Below are 16,124 nucleotides of genomic sequence, written 5' to 3' on the forward strand. Positions count from 1 at the left end.
CCACCGTGGAAAAGATTCCCCTCGTTCACGCCAGTCTGGGTGAGCAGGAACTGGCAGCGGTCGCAGAGGTCTTCGCCTCCGGCTGGCCGGCCGGGCAGGGCCCGAAGGGCAAGGCCCTGGAGGTGCTCCTCAAGGAGCGGTACGGGGCCGGTGACGCGGTCGCGGTGAGCAACGCCGGGGCCGCGCTGCACCTGGCGATGCTCGCGCTGCGCGTCCAGCCGGGCGATGAGGTCATCGTCGCCGACTACACGTTCCCGGCTCCGGCCCACGCGGTGCGCTACGTGGGCGCGACCCCGGTCTTCGCCGACGTCCACCGCGACACCGGCACCGTGGACCCGCAGGCGGTGGCGGCCCTGGTCACCCCGCGGACCGTGGGGATCATCGCCGTCGACACCGTGGGCCTTCCCGCGGACTACGACGAACTGCAGGCGATAGCCGACCGCCACGGACTGTGGATCGTCGAGGACGCCGCCTGTGCGGTGGGTGCCAAGTACAAGGGGCGCGAGGCCGGTTCGCTGGCCGAGGTGGCCGTCCTGTCCTTCCACGGGCGCAAGGGTGCCACCAGCGGTGAGGGCGGCGCCCTGATCGCCACCGACCCGGCGATCGGTCTGGACGCCCGGCAGCGTGCGTCCTTCGGCATCGGCAGCATCTTCGACCAGGGCGAGGTGATCGGCCTGCCGATCCCCCAGTTCACGGAGATCGGCTACAACTTCAAGATGTCCGACATCGCGGCGGCGATCCTTCACGTGCAGCTGGGCCGGATCGAGGAGCTCCTCGCGCGGCGGGCCACCGTCGCCACGCGCTACGCCGAGCTCTTCGCCGAGGAGGAGCTCCTGCGGGTGCCGACCGTGCCGGCGGACCGCACCCACGCCTGGCAGTCGTACATCGTGCAGCTGGACCCGACCGTGGACCGCGCGGGGGTCGCCACCGAACTGCGCGCCCAGGGCATCGGCTCGCTGCACGGCACGTTCGCGAGCCACGTCCAGCCCGCGTTCGACGCCAAGCAGGTGTGCCCGGTCTCGGCCGATCTCTTCGACCACGGTCTGGGGATCCCCATGCACGCCGAGCTGACCGCGAGCCAGGTCGAGCGCGTCGGAGAAGCCGTCCGCAAGGCGCTCCGGAACAACCAGAAGACCCGGCTCGCGTAGGGACACGTCGCGGGCCCCCGGCCTGCTGGACGTATCCGTCTCGCTCCAGGATTCCGCACAGTGCGTCGTCGAACTCGCGGCGTGTCCCTAAGGAGACAGTTCCCATGAAGGGCTCAACGGCCTACAGATCAATACAGAAGCGCGGCCTTCACATCGGCCTCCTGCCGGAGATGGCCGCAGCGGTGAACCCGTCGACGCCGATCAGTCTGGATCACGATCTGGACATCCTGCCCGAGGTGGGACGGCATCTGACGGTGGCCGAGTACGCCGGGCACGTGGACGACCTGGCGGGCCGCCTGTGGGCGGCCGGCGTCCGGCCCGACGAGCGCGTCGTGCTCTACAAGACGGCCAACGCCGATCACTGGATGCTCGCCGCCGCGGTGTCGCGCATCGGAGCGGTCGTCGTGAACCTGTCGCCGGCCCTGGACCCCGCGACCGTGGGCGTCCTGCTCGAGCGGGTCGGCAAGCCGACCCTGCTCACCGACGGAGTCAAGTACGACGTCCTCGCCGAGCTGCCGCTGGCGACCCTCACCCGGCGGGTGATCACCTCGGCCGGCGACCGTCCGGGGACCGTCTCGCTCGCCGAGCTCGCCGGATCGCCCCGGGTCAAGCCGGTGGTCCGGCCGATCGACGAGGCCGCCGTGATCACCCACACCTCGGGCACCACCGGCATCCCCAAGCTCGTGGTGCACACCCCCCGCACCCAGGGCATCCGCCTCGTACCGCAGTGGCGACTCCTCTCCCTGATGCGCAAGAAGGAGACCGTCGCCATCCACGTGCCCTTCGTGCACTCGCGGATGGTCGCGGCGATGTCCCTGGCGCTCCTCAAGGAGTACCCGGTCCTGCTCATGCGGGAATCGGACCCCGCCGACATCGCCGAGCAGTTCATCAAGCACCGGCCGGCCTTCATCGAGGCGCTCCCCAACTCCTTCATGGAGTGGGAGGGGCTCGCCGACGACCCGCGCGCACCGTTCGGGTCGGTGAAGGTGTTCAGCAGCACGTTCGACGCCATCCACCCCGGAACGATGAGCAAGCTGCTCAAGGCTTCGTACCGACGGGGAGCCCTGTTCTTCCAGATCTACGGGCAGAGCGAGGTCGGTCCGGCCGTCGGCCGCGCCTACTTCCGCAACTCCGCCCACAAGGCGAACGGCCGCTGCGTCGGCTGGGCCATGCCGAACGGCGCCGCGAGGGTCCGTGTGGTGAGCCGCGACGGAAAGGTCCCGTCCGAGGCGAACCCCGGCCGCATCGAGGTCGCGTGGGACGGTCTGGCGAAGACCTACTTCGGTGAGCAGGACCGTTACGACAGCAACCGGCAGGGCGACTGGTGGGGGACCGGGGACGTCGGTTACCGCACCAAGTTCGGCTGCCTCCACATGCTCGACCGCGAGGTCGACATGATCCCCGGCCTGACCAGCTCCCTGGCGGTCGAGGACGCCGTGCTCGGCACGCTGCACGAGCTGAGCGAGCTGGTCGTGGTCCAGGGCCCGAACGCCGAGGCGATTCCGGTGATCTGCACCACCGACGACAAGCCGCTGGACCGGGAGCGCTGGCGCGCGGCGGTCAAGGACTTCCCCCAGCTCGCCGACCCCGTCCAGATCCCGCAGGCCGAGCTGCCGCGGACCGCGACGCTCAAGGTGCAGCGCCTCGCACTGGCCCGCCGCTTCGAGAAGCAGCCAGCGGCTCAAGCCTGATCCGTGATCAACAGATCACTCAACCAAAGGAGATCACGTGACCAACTTGATGCTGCTGCCGGACGGAATGCGCCGCTGGTCCCAGGCGAACGGCGTCGACCTCGACGGCGGTTACGCGGCCATGGCCGACAAGCTGATCGAGTTCATGGAGTGGGCCAAGGAGGAGGGCATCACCACCCTCTACGTCACGGCCTCTTCCGCCGCGAACCACAGTCGTCCCGAGGCTGCGGTGATCACGTTCATGGACGCGTTCAACGACGTGGCGCGGCGGATCCACAAGCAGTACGCCTTCGACTTCTCGGGGTCGCTCGACCTCGTTCCCGACCGCCACCTCGAAGAGCTCGCGGAGCTCCGCGACAACTCGGCCAAGGACTCGGGATTCACCCTGCACTACATCTTGGGGATGTCCCTCACCAACGAGGTGATCGGCATCTTCAACAAGCTCAACGGGAAGATCCCGGTCCTGACCGAGGAGATCCTGTCCAGCAACGCGTACGTCCCGGAACAGGTCGACTTCCTCATCCGCACCGGCGGTGCGGTCCGCATGTCGTCCTTCTTCCCGCTGACGTCCCCGTACGCGGAGCTGTACTTCTCCAACCTCCTGTTCCCGGACCTCACGCGAGCGGACTTCGACGCTGCTCTGAAGGATCTCCGGGACCGGGACCGCCGCTTCGGCGGCTACCCGGCCTGAGCCGGCCCCGAAGCGAATCCTCGGTGGCACTCCACGACCAGGGCGAGTTATCACTTTCGATAGCCGGCCCTGGTTCCGTGGTTTCCTCGAGGGCCGCTCGAGAACCCCTTGAACTTTACTGGAATGCAAAGTCTGCCGATACGGCGTGACCTCGGAGTCTGTGATTCCGGGCGTAACGAGCACAGCTACTTCGGCTTGACACTGACGGACCGCTCATGCTGTTTTTAACGTTGTCGCCGCCGGACTCGCACCTGCTGACGGCCGAGATGTGAGCGGACCGTACAGCATTCCCTGTGGAACAATTCAAATCATTGACTACTTGGAGGGTAGATGTCCGGAGGCACCGAGGCCGAGAAGCTGTATTCGGCCCTTGAGGAATCGGCTCGATTGGTGGGCGCGCCCTTTTCGCGCGATAAGATCTCGCCCATCCTGGCCACATTCGGTGATGCACTCGCGGACGGCGTGATTGTTTTCAGCGTCCAGACCGGCGGGCGGCATTCGGGAGAGCTCGACTACAGCTTCATGGCCCCTCCGGGGCTCGGTGACCCGTATCCCCACGCAGTGGCTGCCGGCTTCATCGAGGAGTCGGACCACCCCGTCAACTCCGTGCTCTCCGACATCCAGGGACAGTGGCCCATCAGGGAGCACTTCGTGGACTGCGGAGTCGCGGGCGGCTTCAAGAAGCTCTACGCGCACTTCCCCGAGGCGCCGCAGAAGGTGTCGACGCTGGCCGCCATCCCGTCGCTGCCCCAGGCAGTGGCCGACAACGCGGACCTCTTCGCCCGCTACGGGCTGGACGAAGTCGCGATGATCGGTGTCGACTACAAGCGCAAGACGATGAACCTGTATTTCCAGTTCACCGACGAAGGCAGGCCCGGGCCCAGCGCGATCCTCTCGCTGCTCCGCGAAATCGGACTGCACGAGGCGGACCAGGCGATGCTGGACTTCGCCCACAAGTCGATGAGGGCCAATATCACCCTCAGCTGGGATTCTCCGAAGATCGTGCGGGTCGCCTTTGCCCCGCCGCCGGGCCTCGGCTTGGTTCCGTCGGACGTTCCCGCTCCGATCGAGCCCAATATCGCGCGGTTCGTGACCACTGCTCCGGTCTCCTACGACGGCGAGCGCATGGCCCTCTTCGGCGTCAAGTGGTTCCCAGACGGCGAATACATCGACGTCTGTTCCTACTACCGCACCTCGACGTGGTACGAGCCCTACCGGCTGGTGACGGCCGATGGCGAGCAGCCGTAGCTCCATCCCGGTTGTCAGCGCCTGAGTCTGCAACCCAGCCCCGCTCCCGTGAGTCCCGGCTCGCCCGGCCGGTGCGATCGGCCGTCATGTCACAGAACGGCCGGCGTTCTCGTCACGTGGGTGACACCCAAGTCCGTTCGATGGAACATGGAACAAGGAGATGATCATGGAAGCACGGAGCGCAGCCCCCGCGGCCGCACCGAGCTCTGGGGCGGCCGGGGACTCGAGGCGGTGGCTGATCCTCGCGACGATCTGTACCGCCTACCTCATGATCGGTCTCGACCTGACCGTCGTGAACCTCGCGATTCCTTCGGCTCAGGAAACCCTGGGGTTCTCGGACGCCGACAGGCAGTGGATCGTGACCGCGTACGCGCTGCCGTTCGGCAGCCTGCTGCTGTTCATGGGACGGCTGTCCGACCTCATCGGCCGTAAGCAGACCTTCCTCACCGGTCTCATCGGCTTTGCGTCCGCCTCCGCCATCGGTGGCGCCGCGGGCAACTTCGAGACGCTGGTGGCGGCCCGCGCCGCCCAGGGCGCCTTCGCCGCGATGATCGCTCCGGCTGCCCTGGCCCTGCTGGCCACCACGTTCATCGACCCGAAGGAGAAGGCGAAGGCCTTCGGCATCTTCAGTGCGGTCGCGGCCGGCGGCACGGGCCTGGGGCTGATCGTCGGTGGTGCGCTGACCTCCGCTCTGGACTGGCGTTGGTGCATGTACGTCAACCTGTTCTTCGCCGGAGCCGCGATCCTCGGAAGCTTCCTGCTCCTGAAGAAGCAGCCCAAGACGGGTGCCCGGATCGACATCCCGGGTGTCCTGCTGGCTTCGGGCGGCATGTTCAGCGTGGTCTTCGGCTTCTCCAACGCCGCCGAGGACAGCTGGAGCTCGGTCTCGACCTGGGGTGTCCTCGCACTCGGTGCTGCCCTGCTGATCGGTTTCACGGTCTGGCAGACGCGCGCCGCGCACCCGCTGCTGCCGCCCCGCATCGTCCTCGACCGCAACCGCGGCGGCGCGTACTTCATCATGCTGCTCGTCGGTACCGGCATGTTCGGCGTGATGCTGTTCCTCGTCTACTACATGCAGAACGACCTGGGCTACTCGGCCATCATCTCGGGTGTCGCACTGCTGCCGATGATCGTGTCCACCGGCGTGGGCGCCAACGTCAGCGCCATCAAGCTGATGCCGCGCACCGGCCCCCGGCCGTTGATCACCGGCGGTCTGCTGCTCAGCGCGGCCGGCATGGTGTGGCTGACCGGGATCGAGGTGGACTCCAACTACGCCCTGGACCTGCTCGGGCCGCTCATCGCGATCGGCGCCGGCATGGGCCTCATCTTCGGCGCGGCGCTTCGCACGGGCACCGCCGGCGTGGCCCTCCAGGACACGGGCATCGCCTCGGCCTGCGTCAGCACCGGCCAGCAGCTCGGCGGCGCCATCGGCACCGCACTGCTCAACACGATCGCAGCCACCGCCACCACCGGCTGGCTGACCAGCCACACGCAGGGACAGCCGACGCCGGACCAGCTCCACCTCGCGGCGATCGACGGCTACACCACGGTGTTCTGGTGGTGCACCGCCATCTTCGTGGTCGGCGCCGCCGCCGCCTTCCTGCTGCTGCGCAGCGGCCCGCTGCCCACCCCCGCGGCGCCCCCCGCCGCGAAGCCGGCCGAGTCGGCCGAGCCGGCCGAAGCAACGCAGTCCTGACGCTCGGCAGACCCGGACCTCAGGGTACGGCGGCCAGCGATGCCGGGGTGACCCGCGCGTCGCTGGCCGTTTCCGTTTCGGGGCCGACAGCCCACCCACAGACCAATCCACAACCGCCACAGCTCTTAAGGGATAAGGAACACGATCATGGCCGGACATCCCCCCGTCGCCTTCGACTTCGACAACGGCAACTTCTTCCGCGACCTGATCGGCGCGGCGGGCGACACGACCGGGCACACGCAGGACATCGCCCCCAAGGACTCGTCCATCATCATCTGGATCCAGGCCATCCTGCAGACGGCGTGGTTCGACGCCCTGGCGCCGTACCACCCGACCGCGGTCGGCGTGCACTCCCGGATCGAGCGCCGCCCGGCCAGTGAGTCCGCCACCAACCGGAACAAGAACACCGCCGCCCTGTACGCCTCCTACCAGGTGGTCAAGGCCACGTATCCGGAGCGCGAGCACGTCATGCGGGGGCTGCTGAGCTTCGTCGGTCTGGACGCCGACTACGACGGTGACGACCCGACCACCGCGGCCGGCATCGGCAACATCGCCGGCAAGGCCGCCCTCAAGGCCCGTGCCAAGGACGGCATGAACTTCCTCGGCGACGAGGCCCGCAAGTACAACGGCCGCCAGTACGAGGACTACACCGGCTACCAGCCCGTGAACACCGCCTACGAACTGGTCAACCCGTCGCGCTGGCAGCCGGCCACGGTCCCGCACACCCGTCGCGTCGGCGGCGGGCCGGGCGACAAGGCCGTCAACGTCATCCAGCAGTTCACCACCCCGCAGCTGCGGCTGACCCAGGCCTTCACCTACAAGGACCCGAGCGAGTTCAAGCTCGCCCCGGATCACCTGGACCACACCAACGCCGAGGCATACAAGCGCTCGGTGGACGAGATCCTGGCGGCGTCGGCCGGACTCACCGACGAGCAGAAGGTGAAGACGGAGTTCTTCGACAACTCCTACCTGGGCCTCCTCCAGTCGACGAAGGCCGCGGCCATCGCCCACGATCTGGACCTGGACGGCTGGGTCCACCTGCTCTTCACGACCTCGGTGGCTCAGCTCGACAGCCTCATCGCCGCCTGGCACCACAAGCACGAGTACGACGCCGTGCGCCCGTTCAGCGCCGTCAAGCACGTCTACGGCAGCAACCCGGTCACCGCCTGGGGCGGTCCCGGCAAGGGGACCGTCGAGGACATCCCGGCCGACCAGTGGGCCGCCTACCTGCCCGCCGGGGACAGCCCCGACTACCCGTGCGGCGTCACCACGCTCGCCGCCGCCGAGGCGCAGGCCGCGCGGCGCTTCCTCGGCGACGACGTCCTGGAGTGGACGCATCCCGTCCCCGCCGGCTCGGGTCTGACGGAGCCGGGCACCACCCCCGCCCAGGACGTCGAGCTGCGTTTCTCCACCTGGACCGAGTTCGAAAACGACTGCGCGAGCAGCCGTGTGTGGTCCGGCACTCACTTCAAGGCGACGGCCAAGAGGTCCCTCGAGTTCGGCACGCAATTCGGCGACCGGGCCTTCGATTACGTGCAGCAGTACATCAAGGGCGACGTCAAGGGCGACGTCAAGGACTGATCCCGCAGCGGCCCGGCACGCCGTCGCCCGCTCGTGCGGGCGACGGCGCCGGTCCGGCGGCACTTGCGGCGGACCGGAGTCTCGCTGAAATCCTTCTGGATTCATGGGCCGGTCCACGCATTTCCACACTTGAGCAATCTGAGCGATGACACCACCGGATTACCCCCTGCACTCTGTTTCGTGAACGCGTTCTGCGGGAGCGGAAGAAGACTTCACTCGATTCGCGAGCGCGGCCGGATCAGAAACTGGGGAAGGTCTCGCATGTCATCCACGCTCTATGGGTTTCCTGAAAAATTCGACGTCATCGTCATCGGCGGTGGACCCGCTGGTGCCACCACCGCGGGGCTTCTCGCCAAGCGCGGTCACAGTGTTCTCGTACTCGACCGTGAGCGGTTCCCCCGGTACCACGTCGGGGAATCCCTCATTCCCGCATTCATGAAGCCCATGGAAGAGCTCGGCCTGACCGAGCGCATGGAGGCCCGCGGCTTCGAGCGCAAGTACGGCGGCACCCTGGTCTGGGGCAACAACCAGATCCCGTGGAACTTCTCCTTCGGCGAGGGCGGCCCGTACAAGTACGCCTACCACACGCGCCGTGCCGACCTGGACGCAATGATCCTCGACCGGGCGCGCGAACTGGGTGCCTACGTCGTCGAGGACGCGACGGTCAAGGACCCGATCGAGGAGGACGGCCGCGTCGTCGGCGTCCGTTACGCCCTGCGCGGCCTCGAGGGCATCCGTGAGGCCCGCGCCTCCCTGGTCATCGACGCCTCCGGCCAGGCCCGCGTGCTCGCCCGCAAGTACGCGGAGGTCAACTGGCACGAGCAGCTGCAGAACGTCGCGGTCTGGACGTACTTCGACAACTGCCACCGCCTCCCGGGCGACGAGTTCAGCAACATCCTCATCGAGGGCCTCGAGCACGGCTGGTTCTGGGCCATTCCGATCGACAAGGGCACGACCAGTGTCGGCTACGTGACCCGTTCGGCGACGGCCGGCGCGACCGACAAGTCCCTGGAAGAGCTCTTCGTCTCCGAGCTGGCGAAGACCACCAAGCTCAAGGACCTGCTCAGCGACGCGCGCATGTCCGCGGGCTACCGCACCGCGCGCGACTGGTCCTACACCAACGACCGCTTCCACGGTGACGGCTGGGTGCTCGTCGGCGACTCCGCCGCCTTCGTCGACCCGCTGTTCTCCACTGGTGTCGCCCTCGCGACCATGGCCGGCAGCGCGCTGGCGGGCATCGTCGACAAGATCATCCAGCACCCGGAGATCGAGGAGAAGGCCCTCGACCGCTACGCCACGGCGTACCAGGACTTCTTCCACGACATCCGCAAGTTCGTGGAGCAGTTCTACGACCGCTCCAAGACCAAGGGCTTCTACTTCAGCCTGGCCCAGGAAATCACCGACCCCGACCACGAGAACGACGCGAGCGTGGACTTCGTCAAGCTGGTCTCCGGACTCAGCGGACAGCACCGCATGTTCAACCTCGACTTCGACGACCTCATCGCGGACGCCGCCACGAGTCCGGCCATCTCCGAGAACTGAGTCCGGGTTCCGGAACGATCCGGAGCGGACGGAACCGAGGGTGCGGCAGTCACCGCAAACGGTCTGACTGCCGCACGGCGGCCCGCATGAGCCCCTCACTCCGCCACTCTCAGGAGACATGATGGCAGCTGCACACGATCCCCTGCCCGACTTGTTGATAGCCATTCCCGTGGTGATCCTCGCCTGCAAGGCGGGCGCCCAGTTCGTCCGCCGGCTCGGGCAGCCACCAGTGGTCGGCGAAATCACGGTGGGCATCCTGCTCGGCCCCTCGCTGCTGGGCTGGCTCTGGCCCGACGCGCAGAACTGGCTCTTCCCCACGTCCGTCATGCCGTTCATCGGCGCACTGGGCAACCTCGGCCTGCTCGCCTTCATGTTCCTGGTGGGGCTGGAACTGGATCTGGGCGCACTGCGCGGGCACAGCAAGACCGCCATCATGGTCTCTCAGGCGAGCATCGCCCTGCCGCTCGCCCTCGGCACCCTCCTCGCGCTCGGCATGTACGGGTCCTTCGCGCCCGCCGGCGTCGACAAGCTGCCGTTCGTCCTGTTCATCGCGGTGTCGATGAGCATCACTGCGTTCCCGGTGCTGGCCCGCATCCTCACGGACCGCGGGCTGTACCGGACCAAGATCGGTGCGCTGGCGATGGCGTGCGCCGCGGTGGACGACGTGACCGCCTGGTGCCTGCTGGCTGCCGTCGTGGCCGTGACCAAGAGCAGCTCGCCCATGGATGCGCTCACGACGGCCCTGTACGCCGTGGCATTCACGCTGTTCATGTACTACGCCGTCCGTCCGCTGCTGGCCCGCTGGATCCGGCGCGCACACAGCGAGTCCCTCGTGCTCGTCGTGCTGTTCAGCGGACTGTGCCTGAGCGCGCTGGCCACCGACAAGATCGGGGTGCACGCCCTGTTCGGCGCGTTCCTGTTCGGCGTGGCCACCCCGCGCGGCAGCCGTGTCGTGGAAGTGACCGGTGCACGGCTGCGGGCGTTCACGGTGCCCGTGCTGCTGCCGCTGTTCTTCGTCATCACAGGTCTGAAGACCGACATCTCGCTGCTGGCCGGAGACCCCGTGCAGTGGCTGTGGACGGCCGCCATCCTCGTGGTGGCGGTGCTCGGCAAGTGGGGCGGCAGCACATCTGCTGCCCGGGCTTCCGGGCAGAAGTGGTCCGACGCCATGTCGATCGGCGCACTCATGAACTGCCGTGGACTGACCGAGCTGGTGGTACTGAACATCGGCCTCGGACTCGGTGTCATCGGACAGAACCTGTTCACGATGCTCGTGCTGATGGCCCTGATCACCACGGCCGTGACCTCGCCCGCGCTGAGCCTGATCCGGCGCCGGGCGGGCGAGCCCGAAACAGTGGACCAGACCGATGCCCCGGATCACGGCGAGCAGCGGGACCTAGACGGTAAGGCCGCTCTCCAGTCGGTCTAAAGCGCTTCTCCAGCACGACGAAACCGCCCCGCCAGATTCTGGCGGGGCGGTTTCGTCGTTTCCGGCCACCCGTGGCCGACTCGCCGTCCACCGCTCTCTTCCGCGCAGGAGCCGCACGCGTTCGTCACGCGACCCCTGCCTGCGCGCCCTCCACGTACCTTCGGCCGAAAGGGTCCGCCATGAGCACGGAAGCTCCGCCAAGACTGAGTCCGCAAGAGTTCATCGACCAGAACCCCTTGAGCCGCCGTCAGCGGGTCATCGTGACGCTGGGCCTGCTCATGATGGTGGCCGAAGGGCTCGACGTCACCATCGCCGGCTTCGTCTTCCCCAAGATCGTGAACGAGTGGGGGACCTCGCTCAACGCGGTGACCGCCACCGTGATGCTGAGCGTCCTGGCCATGGCCGTCGGCGGTGTGGCCGCCGCCCCGCTCGCCGACCGGTACGGCCGCCGGGGCGTCATCGTCGCAGGCACCTCCGTCTTCGGCCTGAGCACCGCCGCCATGGGGCTCACTCAGGGCATCGGCGCCTTCGCCGCGTTCCGGATCGTGGCCTGCGTGGGTCTCGGTGCGGTCCTGCCGACCACACTGGCCAGCGTCGCGGACTGGACGCCCGTCAAGCGCCGGGGCCAGATGGTCGCCCTGGCCTTCACCGGCATCACGGCCGGCTCCGCCGTCGGCGGCCTCCTCTCCGCGGGCTTCATCCCGGCGTACGGCTGGCCCATGCTGACGGTCGTGTGCGGGCTCGGTCCCCTCCTGCTGATCCCGGCGTTCATCCGCTTCGTCCCGGAGTCCGTGAGCGTGATCGCCACCCGCGAGCAGCCCGCGGCGGATCTGCTCAAGGCCCTGTCCACCGTCCTTCCGGGCCGGGACCTGTCCGGCGTGGCCCTCAATCAGGCCGAAGCACGGCGACGCCCGCAGCGAGCGACACGTGTCATCCTGTCCCGTCAGTTCGCCGCCACCAACGTCCTGCTGTGGGCGCTCTTCATCGTGGGCATGGGAGTCGTGGGCCTGCTCCTCAGCTACCTCCCGCTGATGGGCGAGCGGATGGGTCTGACGACCGCACAGGCCGGAGTGCTCGTCGCGGCGTTCGGCTGGGGCGGCCTGGTGGGCCAGCTCTCCACGTCCTTCGCCCTCAAGCGGTTCGACCGGTTCGCGGTGGTGGCGGTCCTGTGGGGGCTGAGCGTGCTCGCCCTCGGGGCGGCCGCCCTGTGGGCCGTGCAGTACTCCGCGCTGCTCGCCGCGGCGTTCGTCCTCGGTCTGTGCCTTCCGGCGGCCAACAACGCGCTTCAGGCGATCGCCGCCGTCGCCTACCCGCCGCACGTGCGCGCCACGGGAATGAGCTGGGCGAGCGGTATGGGACGGCTGGGCGCCCTGGCCAGTGGTCTGGCCGGTGGCTTGATGATCAAGGCGGGCTGGACGCTGGACACGGTCCTTCTCATCCTCGTCGTGCCCGTCGCGCTCGGCATCCTGGCCGCGCTCCTGCTGCAGGCCCGCAACCGACGGGAGCAGGCTGTGCCGCCCTCCTCCACCGTGGGCGGTGAAGAAGGTGCTGCGCTGCCCGCTGCCGCACCGCAGGACAGCCGCCTTTCGGCTCCGAGCGGGGTTCAGTAGACAATGGTGAGAAGTCCGGGATGCCCGCGGGGGCGTCGATGAACGCGGGCCGGATCGCTGGTGAAGCGTCCCGAGGAGGAGCCGGCATGACGCGGACCGACGAGTTCGAGGAGCTGCGGCCGCTGCTGTTCTCGATCGCCTACCGGATCCTCGGCAGCGTGAGCGAGGCAGAGGACGCGGTCCAGGACACCTGGCTGCGCTACGAGGCCTCGCCGACCCAGCCCACATCGGCCAAGGCCTTCCTGTCGGCCGTGGTCACCCGGATCTCGATCGACGTGCTGCGTTCCGCCCGCGTCCGGCGGGAGCAGTACACCGGGCAGTGGCTCCCCGAGCCACTGCTCACCGATCCCTACGAAGATCCGGCACGCTCGATGGAGTTGGCGGACTCGGTGTCGATCGCGTCCCTGCTGCTGCTCGAGCGGCTCAGTCCGCTCGAGCGGGCGGTCTTCGTCCTGCGCGAGGTGTTCGGATTCGGGTTCCCCGAGGTCGCCTCGGCCGTGGGCAGGTCGCAGGCCGCATGCCGTCAGCTCGCGGTGCGGGCCCGGCGCCACATGCACGAAGGACGCCCCCGGTTCGAGGCGGACCGTCGGGAGCGCGACGAACTTGCGGCGCGGTTCTTCGACGCGCTCACGGAAGGCGATGTCGACGGTCTGCGGGAGCTGTTCTCCGCCGACGTCCAGATGGTCGGTGACGGCGGAGGCAAGGCCCCGGCGCTGGCTCAGAGCGTCTTCGGCGCCGAGCAGGTGGCCCGGGTGCTCGCCGCGATCTTCCCCATGCTGGTCCGGGCCGGGGTTGCGCTGGAGCGGCACGATGTGAACGGCCAGCCGGGTGCGATCTTCCGAGACCGGGACGGCAACGTGCTCAAGACGCTGACGCTCGACGTACTCGAGGGGCGGATCCAGGCGGTCCGCTCGGTGCTCAACCCCGACAAGCTCGGGCACGTGGGTCCGGTGGCGGACGCATGGGCAGTCAAACGCGAGGCACACCAGGGCATCCGGTCACAGTCCCAGGGCCCGGTGCCGTCGGCATAGCCCGAACGGCACTCCACCTGCGCTCGGTGTGTCCGTGGCACGCACGTGACGCCCTCCCCCATACCGCGTCCGCCCGCCGTCATCCCCCGTCGGCGGGCGGGCGCATCGGCGCGCCCTGTGAACGGGCTACTTCACCGGCTCGGGCTCGGGTTCGGGTTCGGGTTCGGGTTCGGGTTCGACAACCGGTTCGGGGGTTTTGACGGAGTCGAGGAGGAGTTGTGCGACGTCGACGACGGTGACGTGTTCCTTGGCCTGGCCGTCGTTCTTCTTGCCGTTGACCGAGTCGGTGAGCATGACGAGGCAGAACGGGCAGGCGGTGGAGACGATGTCGGGGTTGAGGGAGAGGGCCTCGTCGACGCGCTCGTTGTTGATGCGCTTGCCGATCCGCTCTTCCATCCACATCCGCGCGCCGCCGGCGCCGCAGCAGAAGCCGCGTTCCTTGTGGCGGTGCATCTCCTGCTGGCGCAGGCCCGGGACGGCGGACATGATCTCGCGCGGCGGCGTGTAGACCTTGTTGTGCCGGCCCAGGTAGCAGGGGTCGTGGTAGGTGATCAGGCCGTCGACCGGGGTCACCGGCGTGAGGCGGCCCTCGTCGATCAGGTGCTGGAGCAGCTGCGTGTGGTGGATGACCTCGTACTCGCCGCCGAGCTGCGGGTACTCGTTCGCGATGGTGTTGAAGCAGTGCGGGCAGGTGGAGACGATGCGCTTCGCCGACTTCGGCTTCTTGGTCTCCGGGTCCTCGTCGTCCTCGCCGAACGCCATGTTCAGCATCGCGACGTTCTCCTGCGCGAGCTGCTGGAAGAGCGGCTCGTTGCCCAGGCGGCGCGGGGAGTCACCCGTGCACTTCTCGTCGCCGCCCATGATCGCGAACTTGACGCCCGCGATGTTCAGCAGCTCCGCGAAGGCCTTCGTGGTCTTCTTCGCCCGGTCCTCCAGCGCGCCGGCGCAGCCGACCCAGTACAGGTAGTCGAACTCGGAGAGGTCCTCCGCGTCCTTCCCGATGATCGGGACCTCGAAGTCCACCTCCTTGGTCCACTCCACGCGCTGCTTCTTCGCCAGGCCCCAGGGGTTGCCCTTCTTCTCCAGGTTCTTGAGCATCGTCCCGGCTTCGCTCGGGAACGCGGACTCGATCATCACCTGGTAGCGGCGCATGTCGACGATGTGGTCGATGTGCTCGATGTCCACCGGGCACTGCTCGACGCACGCACCGCAGCTCGTGCAGGACCACAGCACGTCGGGGTCGATGACCCCGTTCTCCTCGGCCGTGCCGATCAGCGGGCGCTCCGCCTCCGCCAGCGCCGCGGCCGGGACGTTGGCGAGCTGCTCGGGCGTCGCCTTCTCGTTGCCCTCCATGTCCTTGCCGCCACCCGCCAGCAGGTACGGGGCCTTGGCATGCGCGTGGTCGCGCAGCGACATGATCAACAGCTTCGGGGACAGCGGCTTGCCCGTGTTCCAGGCCGGGCACTGCGACTGGCAGCGACCGCACTCGGTACACGTGGAGAAGTCCAGGATGCCCTTCCACGAGAACTGCTCGACCTGCGAGACACCGAAGACGTCGTCCTCGCCCGGGTCCTCGAAATCGATGACCTTCCCACCGCTGGTCATCGGCTGGAGCGCGCCCAGCGCGACCGCGCCGTCGGCGTTCCGCTTGAACCAGATGTTCGGGAAGCCGAGGAAGCGGTGCCAGGCCACACCCATGTTGGTGTTCAGCGACACCACGATCATCCAGACGAAGGATGTCGTGATCTTGATCGTCGCCACGAGGTACGTCACGTTCTCAAGCGTCGGGACGTCGAGCTTGGAGAAGAGGAGCACCAGCGGGTACGAGAAGAAGTACGCCGGCTCCCAGTGCTCGACGCCCGCGAAGGCGCCCTCGATGCCGCGCAGCGACATGATGCACAGGCTGACGGTCAGGACGACCGTCTCGATGAAGTACGCCTGACCGCTCTTGGACCCGGCGAAGCGCGACTTGCGGCCGGCCCGGCCCGGCTTCGACAGCTGCCGGATCACGATGAGGGCGAGGATGCCGAGGACGGTCAGCGTGCCGATCACCTCGACGACCAGCTCGTAGGGCAGCCAGTGCCCGATGACGGGCAGTACCCAGTCGGGGTCGAACAGCTGGCCGGTGGCGTTGACGAGCGTGATCAGCAGCGCGTAGAAGCCGATCGCGACGGTCCAGTGCGCCACGCCCATCACGCCCCACCGGTTCATCCGGGTGTGGCCGAGGAACTCCTTCACCAGCGTCACACTGCGCTGGTAGGGGTTGTTCGTCCGGGCCCCCGCGGGAACGGGCTGGCCGAGCCTGAAGTAGCGGACGAACTGGCCGACGGCGCGGAAGAACAACGCAAAGCCGACGATTTCAAGTGCCAGCGAGACAATGATCGCCGCGAGTTGCATGGGAGGCTCCTCGAACCTGCGAGCGGAAGTACTCAATTACCGGGCAGTAACTTTGCTCGA

At 68.0% G+C, this 16,124-nt stretch carries 11 protein-coding genes; 10 read left to right on the plus strand and 1 reads right to left on the minus strand.

Going from position 1 to position 16,124, the window contains the following annotated elements; genetic code table 11:
• The first annotated feature begins 5 nt into the window (after window positions 1-5).
• The 10 genes from ACFRU2_RS30215 (at window position 6) to ACFRU2_RS30260 (ending at window position 13,667) form a co-directional block, all read left to right on the plus strand.
• Window positions 6-1,148 (plus strand): DegT/DnrJ/EryC1/StrS family aminotransferase, encoded by a 1,143-nt coding sequence (locus tag ACFRU2_RS30215; RefSeq protein ID WP_382977960.1) that lies wholly within the window; start codon window positions 6-8, stop codon window positions 1,146-1,148.
• Window positions 1,149-1,252: 104 nt separating this feature from the next.
• On the plus strand, window positions 1,253-2,839 hold the full coding sequence (locus ACFRU2_RS30220) for an AMP-binding protein (protein ID WP_382977963.1): 1,587 nt from the start codon (window positions 1,253-1,255) through the stop codon (window positions 2,837-2,839).
• A 37-nt stretch (window positions 2,840-2,876) separates the two neighbouring features.
• Window positions 2,877-3,530: an undecaprenyl diphosphate synthase family protein gene (locus ACFRU2_RS30225; protein ID WP_382977965.1), complete on the plus strand. Its 654-nt coding sequence runs from the start codon at window positions 2,877-2,879 to the stop codon at window positions 3,528-3,530.
• A gap of 330 nt (window positions 3,531-3,860) precedes the next feature.
• Window positions 3,861-4,778, plus strand: a complete 918-nt coding sequence (locus tag ACFRU2_RS30230) for an aromatic prenyltransferase (protein WP_382977968.1) — start codon at window positions 3,861-3,863, stop codon at window positions 4,776-4,778.
• A gap of 166 nt (window positions 4,779-4,944) precedes the next feature.
• On the plus strand, window positions 4,945-6,474 hold the full coding sequence (locus ACFRU2_RS30235) for an MFS transporter (RefSeq protein ID WP_382977971.1): 1,530 nt from the start codon (window positions 4,945-4,947) through the stop codon (window positions 6,472-6,474).
• 147 nt (window positions 6,475-6,621) lie between these two features.
• Window positions 6,622-8,055: a DUF6851 domain-containing protein gene (locus tag ACFRU2_RS30240; protein WP_382977973.1), complete on the plus strand. Its 1,434-nt coding sequence runs from the start codon at window positions 6,622-6,624 to the stop codon at window positions 8,053-8,055.
• A 261-nt stretch (window positions 8,056-8,316) separates the two neighbouring features.
• Complete coding sequence (locus tag ACFRU2_RS30245; RefSeq protein WP_382977976.1) at window positions 8,317-9,597, plus strand: NAD(P)/FAD-dependent oxidoreductase; 1,281 nt, start codon at window positions 8,317-8,319, stop codon at window positions 9,595-9,597.
• A 121-nt stretch (window positions 9,598-9,718) separates the two neighbouring features.
• The gene (locus tag ACFRU2_RS30250; protein ID WP_382978299.1) at window positions 9,719-11,026 is read left to right on the plus strand and encodes a cation:proton antiporter; all 1,308 of its coding nucleotides are present in this window, start codon (window positions 9,719-9,721) and stop codon (window positions 11,024-11,026) included.
• A 179-nt stretch (window positions 11,027-11,205) separates the two neighbouring features.
• Window positions 11,206-12,636: an MFS transporter gene (locus ACFRU2_RS30255; RefSeq protein WP_382977979.1), complete on the plus strand. Its 1,431-nt coding sequence runs from the start codon at window positions 11,206-11,208 to the stop codon at window positions 12,634-12,636.
• A gap of 86 nt (window positions 12,637-12,722) precedes the next feature.
• The gene (locus tag ACFRU2_RS30260; protein WP_382977982.1) at window positions 12,723-13,667 is read left to right on the plus strand and encodes an RNA polymerase sigma-70 factor; all 945 of its coding nucleotides are present in this window, start codon (window positions 12,723-12,725) and stop codon (window positions 13,665-13,667) included.
• A 126-nt stretch (window positions 13,668-13,793) separates the two neighbouring features.
• Here ACFRU2_RS30260 and ACFRU2_RS30265 read toward each other — a convergent pair whose 3' ends face one another.
• On the minus strand, window positions 13,794-16,064 hold the full coding sequence (locus ACFRU2_RS30265; RefSeq protein ID WP_382977984.1) for a (Fe-S)-binding protein: 2,271 nt from the start codon (window positions 16,062-16,064) through the stop codon (window positions 13,794-13,796).
• Window positions 16,065-16,124 lie beyond the last annotated feature (60 nt).

It is taken from the genome of Streptomyces sp. NPDC056883, assembly GCF_042788835.1.
Classification (GTDB): Bacteria; Actinomycetota; Actinomycetes; order Streptomycetales; family Streptomycetaceae; genus Streptomyces; species Streptomyces stoeckheimensis.